The sequence below is a fragment of the Chitinophaga chungangae genome, from assembly GCF_017742215.1.
Classification (GTDB): Bacteria; Bacteroidota; Bacteroidia; order Chitinophagales; family Chitinophagaceae; genus Chitinophaga; species Chitinophaga chungangae.
Genome location: NZ_JAGHKP010000003.1, coordinates 832,434 through 848,733, shown reverse-complemented (window position 1 = coordinate 848,733; position 16,300 = coordinate 832,434). Strand labels below are relative to the sequence as shown.

Annotated in this window: 15 protein-coding genes and 2 pseudogenes; 2 read left to right on the top strand and 15 right to left on the bottom strand. The window is 50.1% G+C overall.

Going from position 1 to position 16,300, the window contains the following annotated elements; all coding sequences use genetic code 11:
- Positions 1-32: 32 nt before the first annotated feature.
- Positions 33-1,433 carry a hypothetical protein gene (locus J7I43_RS17835; protein WP_209147212.1) on the bottom strand — a complete coding sequence of 467 codons (1,401 nt, stop codon included), beginning with the start codon at positions 1,431-1,433 and terminating at the stop codon, positions 33-35.
- Between the two features lie 68 nt (positions 1,434-1,501).
- Complete coding sequence (locus J7I43_RS17830; protein WP_209147211.1) at positions 1,502-1,975, bottom strand: hypothetical protein; 474 nt, start codon at positions 1,973-1,975, stop codon at positions 1,502-1,504.
- Between the two features lie 414 nt (positions 1,976-2,389).
- Here J7I43_RS17830 and J7I43_RS17825 point away from each other — a divergent pair, with 414 nt between their 5' ends.
- Positions 2,390-3,172, top strand: a complete 783-nt coding sequence (locus J7I43_RS17825) for a hypothetical protein (protein ID WP_209147210.1) — start codon at positions 2,390-2,392, stop codon at positions 3,170-3,172.
- Positions 3,173-3,562: 390 nt separating this feature from the next.
- Here the strand turns inward: J7I43_RS17825 and J7I43_RS17820 are convergent, their stop codons facing one another.
- The 10 genes and pseudogenes from J7I43_RS17820 to J7I43_RS17780 form a co-directional block, all read right to left on the bottom strand.
- Positions 3,563-3,859, bottom strand: coding sequence for a hypothetical protein (locus tag J7I43_RS17820; protein ID WP_209147209.1), 297 nt, complete (start codon positions 3,857-3,859; stop codon positions 3,563-3,565).
- A gap of 84 nt (positions 3,860-3,943) precedes the next feature.
- Positions 3,944-4,321 carry an IS1 family transposase gene (locus tag J7I43_RS25040; protein ID WP_378108791.1) on the bottom strand — a complete coding sequence of 126 codons (378 nt, stop codon included), beginning with the start codon at positions 4,319-4,321 and terminating at the stop codon, positions 3,944-3,946.
- Positions 4,322-4,726: 405 nt separating this feature from the next.
- Positions 4,727-5,053, bottom strand: a complete 327-nt coding sequence (locus J7I43_RS17810) for a hypothetical protein (RefSeq protein ID WP_209147207.1) — start codon at positions 5,051-5,053, stop codon at positions 4,727-4,729.
- A gap of 8 nt (positions 5,054-5,061) precedes the next feature.
- Positions 5,062-5,589, bottom strand: a complete 528-nt coding sequence (locus tag J7I43_RS24870; RefSeq protein WP_262898790.1) for a CdiA C-terminal domain-containing protein — start codon at positions 5,587-5,589, stop codon at positions 5,062-5,064.
- Between the two features lie 276 nt (positions 5,590-5,865).
- Positions 5,866-6,048: pseudogene (locus J7I43_RS24865) on the bottom strand (RHS repeat-associated core domain-containing protein); the annotation flags it as partial.
- Positions 6,049-6,762: 714 nt separating this feature from the next.
- Positions 6,763-7,143, bottom strand: coding sequence for a hypothetical protein (locus tag J7I43_RS17800; RefSeq protein ID WP_209147205.1), 381 nt, complete (start codon positions 7,141-7,143; stop codon positions 6,763-6,765).
- A 175-nt stretch (positions 7,144-7,318) separates the two neighbouring features.
- Positions 7,319-8,191: a tyrosine-type recombinase/integrase gene (locus J7I43_RS17795; RefSeq protein WP_209147204.1), complete on the bottom strand. Its 873-nt coding sequence runs from the start codon at positions 8,189-8,191 to the stop codon at positions 7,319-7,321.
- A complete protein-coding gene (locus J7I43_RS17790; protein WP_209147203.1) occupies positions 8,188-9,030 on the bottom strand; it encodes a tyrosine-type recombinase/integrase in 843 nt (280 codons plus the stop codon). The genes J7I43_RS17795 and J7I43_RS17790 overlap by 4 nt, the downstream gene beginning before the upstream one ends.
- Positions 9,031-9,307: 277 nt before the next feature.
- Positions 9,308-12,028 carry a toprim domain-containing protein gene (locus J7I43_RS17785; protein ID WP_209147202.1) on the bottom strand — a complete coding sequence of 907 codons (2,721 nt, stop codon included), beginning with the start codon at positions 12,026-12,028 and terminating at the stop codon, positions 9,308-9,310.
- The gene (locus tag J7I43_RS17780) at positions 12,015-12,221 is read right to left on the bottom strand and encodes a SymE family type I addiction module toxin (protein WP_209147201.1); all 207 of its coding nucleotides are present in this window, start codon (positions 12,219-12,221) and stop codon (positions 12,015-12,017) included. The genes J7I43_RS17785 and J7I43_RS17780 overlap by 14 nt, the downstream gene beginning before the upstream one ends.
- Positions 12,222-12,449: 228 nt before the next feature.
- Between J7I43_RS17780 and J7I43_RS17775 the strand changes: the two genes are divergently transcribed.
- Positions 12,450-12,794, top strand: a complete 345-nt coding sequence (locus J7I43_RS17775) for a helix-turn-helix domain-containing protein (protein WP_209147200.1) — start codon at positions 12,450-12,452, stop codon at positions 12,792-12,794.
- A 132-nt stretch (positions 12,795-12,926) separates the two neighbouring features.
- Here J7I43_RS17775 and J7I43_RS17770 read toward each other — a convergent pair whose 3' ends face one another.
- The 3 genes and pseudogenes from J7I43_RS17770 to J7I43_RS17760 form a co-directional block, all read right to left on the bottom strand.
- Positions 12,927-13,421: a DUF6896 domain-containing protein gene (locus J7I43_RS17770; protein WP_209147199.1), complete on the bottom strand. Its 495-nt coding sequence runs from the start codon at positions 13,419-13,421 to the stop codon at positions 12,927-12,929.
- A pseudogene (locus tag J7I43_RS17765) lies at positions 13,411-14,373 on the bottom strand (RHS repeat-associated core domain-containing protein); the annotation flags it as partial. The gene J7I43_RS17770 and the pseudogene J7I43_RS17765, both read right to left, overlap by 11 nt.
- Positions 14,374-15,605: 1,232 nt before the next feature.
- Entirely contained in the window at positions 15,606-16,247 is a 642-nt protein-coding gene (locus tag J7I43_RS17760; RefSeq protein ID WP_209147198.1) for a JAB domain-containing protein, read from the bottom strand.
- Positions 16,248-16,300 lie beyond the last annotated feature (53 nt).

The following is a 16,300-nucleotide window of genomic DNA, read 5'->3' as shown; positions in this document are numbered from 1 at the left end:
GGCTTTTGGATATTTTTTCGTTTCGGGGATCATTAAAAACTATACCCCAACCTAAACTTCACCGGATCGGTCTTCGGCGTCTGGGTATTGGCGAGGAAATCATACAACAACATCATATTCCCTTTCAGCTTGTTGTTGATCTTGTACTTTTTTGATATGCCGATCAATGCGCTTTTCGTCCACACCGTGGCATTCATAAGCTGGGTAGTGCTGGAGAACGCGGAATTGTAGTTGAACTCGAAACCTCCGTTCACAAAAAAAGTGCCTTTCAGTTTGTAATCGCCGAAGGAACGCAGGCCCATGCCCTGGTGACTGAAACGGATGTTGTTGAAACCCGTTCCCATGCCGAGTTTGTAGGAAGCGCCGAGGCCGAGTATGCCGTTTTTGCTGAACTTGTAACCAACCTGGCCCGCGAAATCACCGGTGGTGGGGAAATATTGGTTGGAACGCTGGAATTGCACGTTGGTGCCGAATTCCAGGCGCTGGAGGAAACTTTTCGTTTTCAGTTCTTTGGGCTTGAAATCAGGCATTTCCGCGGCATTGTCCAGGTCGGGGAAATTCTTTTTCAATTCGTCGAACTGCGAACGGGCGGCGTCCATCTGCTGACTGATGGCCTGACGGGCATTAGGTCCTCCCCCGCCGATGCGCTGCTGGATGAGCTGTTCCACCTGGCTGCGGGTTTGCAGGCCTTCCAGCTGCTGCTCGAGATTGGCTGCGCTGCCGTCTCCCACGTTAAGATTGAACAGACTTGCCAGCTGGCTGTTGCGGGCCAGAAAGTCCTTATAGGCCGGCACTTTCTGCAAAAGCTCCATGGCTTTGGCTTCCGCCTTTTTGCGGTCGCTGAACACTTCTTTGTACTCTTTCAGCTGTTGTGCGTAATAATAGGCTTCCTTATTGATCTTTTGCAGGTCTTTGGTAAGACTGGTATACTGGCTCAGCTGACTTTTCAGCTGTTCGCGCCGTTCGCGGATGTATTGTTTGATGTTTTCGGCTTGCTGCAGTTTTCCCTGGAGGGCCTTCACCTGGTCCATGGAGCCTTTCAGCTTATCCTGCATGCCTTTTGCGCTGCCGAGGAGCTTTTTGGAATCTTTCAGGAAGCCGAGGGAACCGGAGAGCGTGTCCAGATACCCAAAATATTGCCCGTTAAGCACCTTCTGGTATTTATCAGTTTTCCCTTTCAGGGAAGCTTTGAGATGGCCCAGGGAATCGATGGAACGGGTAAAGATGTTTTTAGCGGCAAGGGAATCGATCTTCATCATTTTCCGCTGCAGGCGTTTTTCCTGGCGGATCATCAATGCTAGGTCCTTTTCGGTGCGTTTGTCCACCCGGGCTTCCAGCTTGCGGCTTTTCTGTTTCACCTGCGACAAATACTTTTCAGGCACGGCTTCCGCCTTGCTGAGAAGGCTGTCCTGCGCCGCGGCGGGTAAAGACAAAACAATCAAAAGCAATACACGGGTAAACATAATAGGTATAAGCGGGTGAACACTGTTGCCAATATAGGCTATTCTTTTTTCTTTTTTTCTTTTCCTTTCAGCTTTTTTATCACCTTTTCCTCGTTCATGATATCCAGGTACATCAGGCCGTTCACATGGTGCAGCGTGCAGGAAAGGTAATAGGTGAACTCTTCCCCGATAATATAATCCATGGTAACGGTATCTTTCGCGAGGCGGAGTTTTTTATACGGTTCACCGAAAAGGGCTACCAGGTCAGCCTCCGAGCATGCGGTGCGGATGGGCAGATGCAAGGCTTCGAGCACTTTGCCGATCATGCCGCCATCGTCTTTCGTAAAATCCAGGGAAATGGCGCGGGTTTCTTCTGGCTCGTTGAGCAGGCGGAGAAATGTGTTGAAGCCAGACAGCTCTCCCACCCATTGTTCACCCATAAAATCATAGTTCTCCACTTCCCGGTAATCGGGACCGGCATAGAAGTCGCTGAGCCGGATGTTATGAAATTCCTGGTACGCAATAATATCCATACAAAAACACATTTATGATCAGGTTAGAAGGGGCATACGAATCCTGATTGCCGGTATAGCCGCGGGGATATCGATACGGGGGAAATAACGAATCAGGTTGCATAGGTTTTCGCGATCAAAAGTACAAAACCGCAGTATAAATATATGGTTATTTCTTACATTTTAAAACCGGCAGACGGGAAAACACATTGATGTTTAACATAATATGACTGTTTTGTCAGGCGATGCTTCTGCGGGCGTTTCATTTGTCAACAGTCAAAGAGGCCCCTAATGTGTGAGCAGGCTGCATTCAAAAAACTTCACTTGCTTCAATTGCCAACGCCCGCGATTCATATAATAACGCTAACGAATATATTATAACAACTATTCTTTTCATGTGAGGTTCTTTCCGTAAATTCCGGGAAATAACCCCATATGGCCATACAAAAAACCATCCTGCAATTTACCGGTAAGGCTGGCGGTATGATCGGCTACCGCCGCGGCGGCAAATATTGCATGCGCGCGGCTCCAACCAGGGTAAAACAAACGGCCGCCACCAAAACGGCCAGCCGCCTCTTTGGCGCAGCAAGCGCAGCCGGCAGGTATATACGCGAAGCGGTGATACCCGCGCTGGACATTCCGTACGACACCACCGTCGTGAACCGGCTGAACGCCCTGCTTTATAAAGCGGCGATAGACCGGCCGAGCTGGAAAGACCTCTCCTCCCTGGAAGGCTTCAGTTTTTCGCAGTACACCCGGCTGCAGAAAGTATTGGGCGCCCAACCCGTCGTTCGCCGTGATTTTCACGGAAACCTGCTGGTAACGGTTGCGAGCCCCGGCAAAGTACTCAAAAGGCCCCCGCAGGCAACGCACCTTGCCATTAAAGCCATTGCATTGAACGCCGCGCGCGACCGGCAGGCGGCTGCTTCGGAGCCCTTCCTGGTAAGCCTCGCATACCCGCAGCAGGAAGCGGTGCTCACCGTGCCATACGCCGCAAAAGATGCCGCCGCCGTTATCGTGGAAGTGATTTTTGTCACGGAAGAAAATGGCGTGTATTATCCCATCCGCAACCGCCGGTATTACGCCGCCGAAGTGATCGCCGCAGTGGAAGCCGTGGCGCCGAAGAACAAACGCACCGCCGGCAGGCCGGGCATGAAAAAGCTTCATAATGTACCGCCCGCCGAAGCCGGCCGCAAATCCCGCTATCCGCCGGGCTGACGGCTGTGACCACCCCCTCTTGCCCTTCTTCCTGACAATAAATTCACCGATTATTGGACGCTCCTTCGTGCCTATGCCTTCCGGAACGCCTTTTCCCACACGCTTTTAAACCTGCAAATTCATTTTTTGAACCCTATTTTCCTTTCTTAAACTTCTTTTCATCAACCAAATTCCATGAATATAACGAATGGGGCTTCATATGCGCCATTTTTGCCTGCTGCATATCACTTCCGTATGATCAGCATATCAAGTCCACGTTTTCTACACTATTCCCATAGCAATCGTTGTACTACTCTCCCATCTCCCTCTCTTTACCCCGGCCTTTCCGCCGCGTTGTGCCGGCATTCATCGGCATATCTACCCAGCAGTGCCGGGAATGCAAACTTGAAATTAGCACTGAACATCTACGGTGATAGCTTTTATGCCTGTATCGGGGGATTCGATCAGTAGCAAATCTTTTACCGTTAAAATAAGCCGCAAGAGCATGATAAAACCCGCATCCTCTGTGCCCTCGATACTATGATCAATAATGTCAATCTTAATACAATAAAAAACGCAATTCCAAGGATTGCGTTTTTTATTGAGGCGCAGCTCACGGCTCATGCGTTTGCGATAGTGTTCCGAATGGGATAACGGAGTGGCGATCCAGCGGCCTGTGTTAAAAATATCGTTCAGGCCGAGGGCCATGGAGGTTGAGCGTGGTAATCAAATCCCTGGATTTTATGTTCACCCCCAGCCTCCTTACGCAAAGCAACTCCCTAGCGTAATACCTTACCAATTCTTCTCAATATAATTCGTTCCATGTATCCAGGTGCGATGCAAGTTCTTTTGAATGATCCCGGGGTATATATTTAAGCTATCGGTATGTATACGTTTAGGATTAAGTTTCTGAAGCGCTTCAATCAATGCACGAAGGTTATTTTTGGTTCTTCGGCCGACAATAAAATGTATCACCTTTCGTGACGCTCTGTTTATTGCATACATGATCCAGGTACCATATTGCGGGTTATTCTTCCTGACAAAGGTCCGGATTTCGTCCACTTCATATTCCTGGTTACTTTCGTCTGGAATTGAAAAGCAGGCATTGGCGGATATTTTACGCAAATAGTTAATAATTGTGCCTGGAGAAAACTTTAAAACCCTCGCCATGCTGTTTACACCAATGCCCTCATTGTTCAAGACGCCAATCATTTCGACATCTTCTTTTGTAACTTTTTTTCTTTGGTATTGGCTACGCTGATACTTGCGGCATAGTTTGCAATAATATTGCTGTACTTGTCTACGAATTCCCTTTTTAATGCCAGGCCGTGCCGCAATGTTTACATTTCATAAATCAACCAGGTGACGTATTGAACACAAAAGTATAACGAAAGCAAAACTAGCGGATTCAAACAATAAAAAAGGAGCTTATCAGATTGACAATACCTGACAAAACTCCTTTCTATAGAGCAGTAATGTGCTGCTTTATAAGCTTTAATACATTTTAAGAATACGCAAGCTACGTAGTGAACATTACCGTCACTTCACTCTCATAACTCACCCGCAAGTCTTGCGTTAGCATGGAATCAGGTCAATCAATCTAAACTTCATATCATTTTGTTCTTTTACAAATACCTGAACTAAATCTGCAGCTTCCCAACTCACTTCTGTTCGAAGGAAAGCCAAAAATGGCCCCAGATCTAAATAATTATAAGCGCCTATAAGCACATTGCATTCCAAACGTTTTGTACCTCCATACCAGTCTTGAGGCATTCTCTCATCATTAATGGAAAGAATATTAAAATTATTGCCATTAATAATATAATTGCTCATCTCTGCGATTATATTATTTTCATTTTCCAATGTGCTAAAGATAATTAGCAAATTAGTTACGCGACTCATTGATTATATTAATTACTTGGTTTAACAGTTCTCTCAAAATCAAATCCCTCTCCTACAACTCTATAGGTTGTTTCGTTCTTCAATTTACCTTTTAACCCCTCTAACGCTTGTTCGGCCGCCTCCTTTGTAAACCCTGTTTGCTTCGTTCCATCAATAATAACCGAAGAAGCTTGTCCTGCCGCATCTTTAAACTTATTTACTAAGTTCCTGACAAAGTTCTGTCCCACAGTCATATTGGACAATTCTTTAATTTCCGTATTAATACCATTGACCAAAAAGTCTGCAGTTCTCGCTCCCGATATTTTACTTTCAGCCAAAACTGCTACATTTTTACCTTCATCCAAAAGCCTTCCTGTCCAGTGTAATTCCGATTTATTAACTTGCGACCCGGCCTCTGCAATAAATTGTACAGCCTTCCCTGATTTATTTCTTAATGCAAGACTTAAATAACTACCAGCTTTAGACCCTGCTCCAAAATCTACCTGAGTGCCTGGATCAGGATTCAATATATTAAATGTAAACCCAGCAACTGTCATTGCTGCCATTTGGTTGGTCGGAACCGAAGCCCAAAGTGCAATATTCCAGAAACCGGTTTCTGCTAACGATATAACAGTAGGTGCCGCTACGACCGTCAGTACCGTTCCTCCGAATATATACAAAGGTGCAGTCATAATGGATGCACTCTTTCCATCCTCCTGCGCTACAACAGATGACAAATATGCACCCTTGGGTATAGGATGACGAATCGCATCCGACGGCATGGAATAATGACCAGTAGTCGGATCCATGTAACCAACCTCCATACCATCTATATCGACCCCTTCTATCGGCCTATTACTCGCAAACTGATACGGCGTTAACTCAGGATAATCTTTCGTAATAGGATCAACCGACAAAAACTTCCCTAACCTCGGATCATAAATCCTCATCCCATAATCCTGCTGATTCCCCTCACCCTTCACCTCATTATCATTCTCCTTCCCATTAAACCCATACCTGTAGTACCTCGCAGCCTTTTTGCCCTCGCGCGTCTCGCACTTTTTGCCTCGTGTGTTACACTGGTGTTACTCTCAAAGAACTGATCTAAAGATATACTTTTTTCTTAATGCTTCTTTTTTCAACTGAAAGAAAAAAACACAAAAGCAGTCCGGGGCGGAAGGCAGCTTTACCAGGAAGAACCTTGCTACTGCCAGCGGCTGCCTTCCGGCACGGGCTGCCGCCAAGATCATTCCGCCGCCGATCAATGTACTACCGCCGCCGTTCGCGGCAGGGCATATTCTCCCGCTCAGCTTTATTCTTTCGCCCCTTCGCGGCATTACCATCCGCTCACCGCCACCACCCGCCATGCGGCGCGGGGTGCGGGGGCGGGAGGGCGAGCAAAGCGAGCACGGAGCCACCGCTCACCACGCGACGCCGGCAGGTGGCGGACAGATATGAGGCTGCGAAGGGATGTGAGCAAAGCGAACAGACCGACAGCTGCCCGAACGAAGGCGAAGGGAAGGGCTGCACCGATAAGCGCAGTGTTCACGGCAAACTTCATCCTGAACAGGCTCCAGCCCGCCCCGTAGCCGCAGTGAGACCGCTTTTCCTGACATGATAGTAATAAACGTTGTGGCATGGGGGATTTCAGCACAGTAACGTGGATGGACAAACGCAGATCATCAAGGCAAACGATCGGGCGAAGGCTTTTCTTTTTCAGCTGGGGGATTTCAGTGCAGGCAATGAGCTACGTTTTTCTTTTCCTGCTCCGCTCTTTCATCCAACAGCCGGTAAAGCGGTCTCCCTCCAGTCGCAGACAGGGGCCTTACTCTTAGGCAACGTTTCTCGAGGCCGCCCCTGCCCGCTCCCTGCGCTCGGGCAGCTCTCAGGCCATGCGCCGTTGGCGCCCTGTCCTTGCGCTGCCCCATTTTGTCCGCCACCTGCCAGGCCTGGCCGCCTACGGCGGCTCCGCGCTCGCGCGCTCCCGCCACCGTGCCGTCCAGGCCGTGGCGGTGGGCAGGTGGCGGGAGCGGAAGGGATCGAAGCGGAGGGGCAGAAGGATCAGGAACGGGCGGCGGTGCAAGCCCTGCCGCGAACGGCGACAGCGGCACCTTGATCAGCGGCGGGAGTCTCTTGGCGCATCATGGGCGGACAAGCAGGCCGCTCTCCAGGACAATGTCCTCCCCGATGGCCTGCTTGTCCGCCCATGATGGGTTTGGTTTCACTCCTTCTGATACGGGTTCAACATTTCTCCCCTTCTCCATCGGGAACGGGAGTTGAACCTTTTTACAACGGATAATACTGATCGATGGCCGCCTGTAAATTCATCGTATCGCCGCCCCGGTAACGCTCCGTACTCGACGGATATTTATGCCCCGCAAAAGCCTGCACTATCAGCAGATCATGACCGGCTTTCAAAAGATTCGCAATCACACTCTGATGGATCACGCCCGCACTCACTTTTTTATCCTTGAAGATAGGTTTGCAATAACGCTGCACATGCTTTACGATATCTTCCGCCGGCATGGGATTTCCGCGAAGGCCGATCAGTAAAGCATCGCAGGCATTTCCTTTGAGCAGTTTCGGGCGAACACCATGCAGATAACTGTAGAACAAAAGCACCTGGTCGGGTTGTAAGGATAACGTTCGGGCGTTCGTCTGTGCCGTGGAAGCAATGTAGATTGTGCCCGCATCAAGGTTGATATCATTTGCCCGTAATCCGGCCATTTCTGACACGCGTAAACCCTGATGAACCAGTAATCCCATCAAAACCGCGTTACGGTAATATAAAGCCCCGTAACGCGATTGTTGATGCAATAAGCGCTGCAGCTCCGCAGGCGAGAGCAAATCCTGCAACTGTACATCCCTCGAACGCGGATCTTTTAACCCGATGATCCGCGCCGGATGATCGTCACGTTGCCCGCTATCGCACAACCAATCGTAATACACTTTGATCGCAGCCAGCTCACGGGCCAGCGTATACGCATTACCGTACCGCTGCCGCAGCATCCCGATATAAGCCAGCACCTCCGTATAACCCGCTGTAGCCGAAGCCGGGCAGCTCCCAAGGTACGCGGCGATCTGACGACCATAACTCGCTACCGTCGCCGACGTATAATGATGTTGCAGGTACGTTTGTAAAGCAGACGGCAGCCTCATACGCGCAAGAGTTGGTCCGCAGCAGGACGAGCGTACAGCTGCGTCGTTTCGATGTGCTGATGCCCTAAAAAATCACGTACCTGTTCAGCGCTCATGCCGCCCTGCAAAAGATGCGTCGCGATCGAACGGCGAAGATCATGCAACGTGATCCTGTTCGGTAATCCCGCTTTTGCCAGTAACGTTTTTAATAACGCCAGGCACTGTGCCCCATCCATCGCATTGCCGGCAGCCGTTACCAAAAACGCATCGCTGCTGCTGTGACGCTCAGCCAGATAAGCACGCAGCTCCGCCGCCACACGCCCCGCCAGCGGCACCACCCGGCGGCGGGCGCCTTTGCCGAGACGCACGTACAACAACCGCTCCCGGCAGGCTACATCACGCACGCGCAGCATCACGCCTTCACTGCGACGCAAACCACAACTGTAAAAAACATGCAGCAACGCCCGCTCCCCCATCGTTTCAACCGCATCGAACAACGCCGTCACCTCTGATACGCTCAGTGCCGCCCGCCGCTCACAACGGGTGCCCGCGAACCGCAAGCCACTCATCGGGTTAACAGGTAATAGACCACTGGCCTGCTGCCAGCCAAAAAACACTTTTAGACTGTACACGTAATGGCCGATCATCATCGCACTCAAAGCTCCCGTACCACGCCGCAACGGCCGCGTGTGCAACCACCCGTAAAACGTACGGATCGCACCAGGTGCGCCCATGGCTTCGCCATGATGACCACACCACTGTAAAAAATCACGCACGCAAGAACCAATCATCGTCTGCGTGCCTTTACTGTAGCCGATTACACACAGGTAATCCGTAAAGCTACCAAGCAGCTGTTCCATAAAATTTTCATTTAGTGATTAAAAGGATCTGAAGAACTTCAGATGAAGAGAAGATGGGTTAACAATAAAAGTAGAAGGATAAATGTTCAGACAGTAAAAGAAAAAAACAGGTAAAAAGTGATAGCAAAACAACTACGACCAGCTTCGCCAAAATCATCGTTTTTTAACACCCCCTTGAGCATTTTTTTGGAACACGGAACGCCAGACCATTTTTCCAGTACTGTAGCGGATTCCAGCGTTCCACTGGCGTTCCCTGGCGTTCCAAAAGCAAGAAGCATTATTCGCATTCAGCCACCGTAGCCAACTCTGGCGTTCCAATCCCGCTATTTTCGCCACCAGCCTGCAAAGCAGCCAGCTGATCCGTCAGCGATTTGCGCAACCGCTCACGCAACGCCGTGTAGCCGTCCCAGTAACTGATCTGATAGGTAAAGCCCCGGTTCACATGACCACCCGTGATCCGGATGTACTCCAAACGCAACAGATCGTTCACGTAACGGAACAGCTGCGTCTTGCTCACGTTCAAGCCCTGCCGCACTTCCCGTAACGTAAACGTCGCCTTTTGCCAGTCATCGGCATGCGTCTTTTGCAAATAATTTTTCAGCTGCTCAAAAAACTGCCGAAGGCTCCCATCCAACTCGTCCACCTTCAGCACGATACTATCAAACAAAATATCTACCGCCTGCGCAAGATCGGATATTTCTACCAGCAAACGATTTTTCCCGTCACGCTTTCGTTGATACTGATGCACCCACGTCACCACTTTCACAAAATTTAAAAACAGATCATTCAACCGCCGCAGCTTGTGCGCTTCCGGTGGCAGCTGTAACCGCCCTGCATAAGGGTTCACTACCTCCACCACACCCAGCGCCCGCACCAGCTGTTGCAGCTGCAAGGTGGCTGCACGTTCCTTGTCGCTGCTCAGCTGGCCGGCCGCTTTACGGTTCTGGTAATCCAATATCCGCGCCGTTTGTGTGGCCCGTTCATCCACTGCCACCAGGAACACACGGCTCATGTTATCTTCGTACCATTCCCCGCGTGTCGTACACGCCAGGCTCGCAATCGGCCCGCGTACCGTTTTCTGGCCGCTGGTGATCTGGCCACTCTCCAGCTTGATGCTCATCGCGCTCGTCAGCTCGCCATTGCTCTGCAATTCTCTCAACGCAAACTCCGCTTCTTCCCCCAGCCCGTCGATATCTTCCAGACACAACAAACGATGCACGAAGTACGTTTCCGGGTAGTTGTAAAAAACTTTCTCGCTCACCCGCGTGAGTTTGGTCAACCGCTCCGGCGGCATGCACGCCGACACCTGCTTTAACAGCCGCGTCTTACCGCTGCCACTGCTGCCCTGGATCAGTGCGTGCAAAGGCTCCGCCAGCTTGTGGCTCGACGCGATCAGCCAGAGTAATAAGCGGTTGCTCTCCTCGCCGATGATCCCCGCCGCTTCCAGCTGCCCGTTAATCCGCCCCAACAGGTCCGGCGCGCGTAAAAATTCTTCCGCAGCGGCGCGCTCCACCGCCGTCAACGGATAATCCACCGTGGCGGCTGGTTCCGGCTGCTCACTTAACAAAAGTTCGCGCTCGCGGTAAGTCTCCAGCAAGTCCGTTAAACGATATAGATCAGCAGAGAGATCGGGCTGGCTGATAAAAAGTTTTTCGCTCAGCTCGCGGCAGCATTTATCAACCGCTTTTTCTTCGTACAGATCCAGCTTCTGACGGCTCTTGCGGCCACTGCCTTTGCCCGTGATCACCAGCGTCACTTTTAAGCTGTCCAGCCCTTTGCTCACCCCGCCCTGCACCTCGTAATCCGCAGCAGCGCCGCTGTAACGCAGCTTATGCGGATTACGCGTGTCCAGCTCGCTAACGTCGGAAGCATCACTGGTCGCGGATTGTAGAAAAGTGTTGTTTTCAGTTGAAGATAAAACAACCGGCTGGCGGCTGTCTAATAAAGCACTGAAGATCTCCGGTTCATGCGTGCAGCTCATGCTGTTGATGTCCTCGCCGGCAGGCAGTTCCAGCGTGGTGAACTGTAGCTGCGGATACTGCGCATGTAATTGTGCTGCGTATTTTTGTACGGCTTTATTCCCGGCATCATCACCGTCAAACGCGAAGATTATTTCGCGCAACTGCGGTAACGATGCGATTGCTGCCGCATGCTCATCAGTAAAACCATTGGTGCCGTAACAAGCCAGCACGGCGTATTCACGCGTAATAGTTTCGTGCTGCAGCAGCGTCGCCGCGTCGATCACTGATTCCGTAAGAAGCAATTTGACAGCATCCGTAGCAGGATGACACGGATATAATCCTTTCCGATCCTTTAAGTAAAAATGCTTCGCATCGCTGTCGTTCACGGTGCTGCGGAAGTACATGCCAGTAATTGCGCCGCCACGGCTGCGCAACGCAAACACGACGCAGTACTTCCCAAAAGGTTTATACGCCTGTCCACCTTCCCGCGTGTTCGTGCCCCACGGCGTCAGCAGGCCCGCCTGCACGCACGCGTCGATCAGCGCAGCATCTTTGCGGCTGCCGTGATGGAACTGTGCGCTGTTATAACCCACTTCCAAACGTGTCGCATCCAATCCACGGCTGCGGATATAATCCTGTGCCGGTTTTGAACTCGCTACCGCGTTGCGGAAGTACGTGAACATCTGTTCCAGGATGTTACCTACGGGCGGCACTGACGCGGGAGGAGTAACCCGTGGTGAAGGCTGCACGGCCGACACAATCGCACCACCGCACAACCGTTCGCAATAACGGATCGCTTCACCTTTACTGCATTGTTCTTTATGCATCACAAAGTCGATCACGTCCAGCGATTTTCCATGCGTAGCGCAGTTCCCCGAAAAACAGTAACACGTTTGTGTCTTTTTATACACCTGCATACTCGGTGTCTTGTCATCGTGGAACGGGCAACGCAGCCTCCCCGCGCAGTCCGGCTGTAAGCCGTAGTGCGATAACACGGCGCTGATGGGCAAGTGGGCTTTGATATCAGCGATTTCCATGCGCCCGCTGTTTTTTAATCACGAGCTGCCCGTCCTGCACTTCGATCACGATTCCATCACCTACCTTAAAACCGGCCTGTTCCAGCCAAAGACCGCTAACATTCAGCCAGGCAACATCACGGCCACCGTTATAGTGGCCCGCTACCTGTTGATGACGCCCGTGGATTTTACCGGTACGGATTGTTTTGTTCATGTGGATAAATTTTTAGGTCAATACTTATCAGATACAAATGCTACCGAAACGTATTTCTTCTCCGGCCTCTCCTTTGAAAAAATATTTTACCCGTTCACATCTGACCCAAAAATATAACATCTGACTTTTATGAACAAAAATATCTGACTTTTTATATTCACATATGAACGGTATTTTTGCTACAAACGCCTAATAACGGGCTTTTTGAACCATAAATAACCCAAAAACATGAGCAGTTTCGGTAAAAAACTAAGGGAGTGCAGGGACGCAAAGGGGCTTTCGCAAAGCGAACTGGCCAAACTGCTCAATACAAACCACTCCATCATCGGTAAATACGAACGGGAAGAGGTTAAACCCACCATCGACGTGGTGAAGCGACTCGCTGAAGAACTGGAGACAACGGTGGGGTTTCTGCTCGGTGAGACAAAACAGGTCAACGTCCTAAAAGACCCAGCCATGCTCAAAAGACTCAACGATATTGACGCGCTACCAGAGACTGACAAACAATGTATCCTATATGCACTCGATGGATTACTTCGAGATGCCAAAACAAGAGCAGCATACAGCAAATAAAAAAGTCCAGACCAAAACCGTCTGGACTTTTTTTATATACACTTCGTATTCTTTGCAGAAGGTTCGGCACAAGTCCCTCCCCTCACTCCCCAACCTCCCCATCAGACTTGCGCCAGCGGGGACAGCGAGGTACTACCAATCTATTTCCTTCTTATTGTCTCCACTAAATGCAAGCCCCGACTTTCGATGTTCATACCAAGCTTCATTTATGTGGTAAACTTTCTCATTAATTTTTCTTTCCATAAAAAGCCCTCTTTCTTCGAACCCAATCAACAATTGATCAATGAAGGAAAAAGGATATTCCTCTTCTTTAAAATCATCAATAAAATGACTTAAAAATTCAAGATAAGGCCACGAAGAGGTGATAATTTTATGATTACTTAAAGCATCAATATCAAACTTAATCTCAGCCTTATCCCAGAAAATAGTGGCTCCTCTACCATGGAACCTATAACTAATAAGCTTGTCTTCAACATATAACTCACCAATCTTCGGAAACGACTTGCCAGATTCATTATACGGAATATCTTTTAATTTATACTTCCGTACCAAACTATCATTGAATATATGTATGCGATCAGTATATTCAAATAAAACATTTTCAAAAAAGGAAACATCAGTTATCATCTTTTAACTCTGTTTTAAATTCACCTTTCGTAATATCATCCATTTTATCTTTAAACATTTTTGTTGCTTCTTCCTTCGAGAGCATGGTTACATTCGCATTTTTCTCTAACTCCGAAAATGCCTTCAATCGATTATGCCCATCTAAAATATATTGTTTCCCCCCATGCTCCACCGCATATATAGGATCAGCAAGTAACTTATCCAATGCTTCTCCTCCTTGATTTATTATCTTCTTAAATTTATCAACTTGAAATAATGCGCCTTCTTCCGTCGTTATGAATTTTTCAATTTGACTAGCGCTATAGCTAACAACTTTACTGTAAGCTGCATTCTGAGCCCCTATAACACCGCTTTCATCTGCTATTTCTGCCCCAAACCTAAGTAGAGTCGCAATAGCTGGAGCTTTCTGATATACCTTTAGAAGAATATTAGTACCCCAAGAACTTGCCCCTACAGCACCAAGCAATCCCCTTGCTAACATTCCTCCTCCAACTGCAACAGTTGCTGTTGAAGCTGTTTCACCTATTCCATTACTTAAATCATACAGTGCATGTCCTTGTCTGAATGGATCCCAATGATCTCCCCTCCACCAATAAAACCGATAAGATTGTGCACCTTTCATTATACCACTATTGATGGTATAAGGTTGTGCAAATATCCATGTTCTATTGTCTAGCAAAATCAAATCACCGTTGCCATCGACGTGTATGACCTTAGTGTGTCGCCTGGGATTCATTACGTCACCATACGGCTCAGCTCCATCTAAATCAATCGCATTAGTAGGTGTATTCCCTGCAAACTGGTAAGGAGAGTAAAAGGGATATTTTGTAGTCAACGGGTCAATAGATAAAAAGCGTGCTACTCGCGGATCATAAATCCTCATCCCATAATCCTGCTGATTGCCTTCACCCTTGCCTACATCGTTGTCATTCTCCTTCCCGTTAAACCCATACCTGTAGTACCTCGCAGCCTTTTTGCCCTCGCGCGTCTCGCACTTTTTGCCTCGTGTGTTACACTGGTGTTACTCTCAAAGAACTGATCTAAAGATATACTTTTTTCTTAATGCTTCTTTTTTCAACTGAAAGAAAAAAACACAAAAGCAGTCCGGGGCGGAAGGCAGCTTTACCAGGAAGAACCTTGCTACTGCCAGCGGCTGCCTTCCGGCACGGGCTGCCGCCAAGATCATTCCGCCGCCGATCAATGTACTACCGCCGCCGTTCGCGGCAGGGCATATTCTCCCGCTCAGCTTTATTCTTTCGCCCCTTCGCGGCATTACCATCCGCTCACCGCCACCACCCGCCATGCGGCGCGGGGTGCGGGGGCGGGAGGGCGAGCAAAGCGAGCACGGAGCCACCGCTCACCACGCGACGCCGGCAGGTGGCGGACAGATATGAGGCTGCGAAGGGATGTGAGCAAAGCGAACAGACCGACAGCTGCCCGAACGAAGGCGAAGGGAAGGGCTGCACCGATAAGCGCAGTGTTCACGGCAAACTTCATCCTGAACAGGCTCCAGCCCGCCCCGTAGCCGCAGTGAGACCGCTTTTCCTGACATGATAGTAATAAACGTTGTGGCATGGGGGATTTCAGCACAGTAACGTGGATGGACAAACGCAGATCATCAAGGCAAACGATCGGGCGAAGGCTTTTCTTTTTCAGCTGGGGGATTTCAGTGCAGGCAATGAGCTACGTTTTTCTTTTCCTGCTCCGCTCTTTCATCCAACAGCCGGTAAAGCGGTCTCTCTCCGGTCGCAGCCAGGGGCTTACTTCCAGGCAACGTTCTCCGTGCCGCCCCTGCCTGCTCCCTGCGTTCGGGCAGCTGTCGGTCTATGCGCCTAAAGGCGCACATCCCTGCGCTGCCCCATGCTGTCCGCCACCTGCCTGCCTTGCCCGCCTACGGCGGCTCCGCGCTGCGCGCTCCCGCCACCGTGCCGGGCAAGGCATGGCGGTCGAGGTGGCGGAAGCGGTTGGATGGTAAGCGGATGGACCCGTGCGGAAGGCGGCGGAACAGGGACGGGCGGCAGTGCAAGTCCTGCCGCGAACGGCGACAGTGGCGCCCTGATCGGCAACAGGATCGTCTTAGCGCATCATGGGCGGGAAGCAGGCCGCTTTCATGGGCAACGTATTCCCCGATGGCCTGCTTCCCGCCCATGATGTGTTGTATTTTTGCTGCCGTTGCTTCCAGCACTATATGCGGCGTAAAGTAGGTTTAAGACGCTGTACCGCCGCTTTGGATAAACCCGTCAGCTTCATGATCTCCTCCATGCGGTAACCGTCTGCTTTCATCGTGCGCGCCATTTCTCGCGCCTGCTCCCGTTTGCCTGACCGACGCCACGCTTCCCGGCTCACTTCCACCTCACGCGCTACCTGCTCATATTCCGGTACGTATTTCAAACTCTTTTCAAGATCATCCAGCAAACCGTCCTCCTTAAAACTAAAATAGCCCTGCTCGCTGATGATGTAGTGATCAAACACCGGTACATGCACGATCCGCCCCACCTGGATCATCCGGTCCGTCATGTCCTTATCGGCCGCCGAGGGTTTGAGCGAACCACTCGGATGATTGTGCACCAGGATGATCTTCACACTCCTTTTCTGCAGCGCAAGGCTGAAGATCTCCATCGGCTCGGCGATCGTCCGCGTCACAGAACCCATGCTCACCAGCTCCACCAACAGGATCGTGTTATCCGCCGACAGGCCGATCACCCATAAATGCTCCCGGTTGCGGTCGATCTTCTGTCCCCGCAGCAGCACCATCCGCATGATCTCATAAACGTCCTGGTGCGCCTTGATCTTCGTTTTCTGTAGCTTACCCAAGCGTATTTCCATTTTGTTGTCATTTGAAGTTAAACAATGGTTCGATACAGTCCGTTTCATAGGAT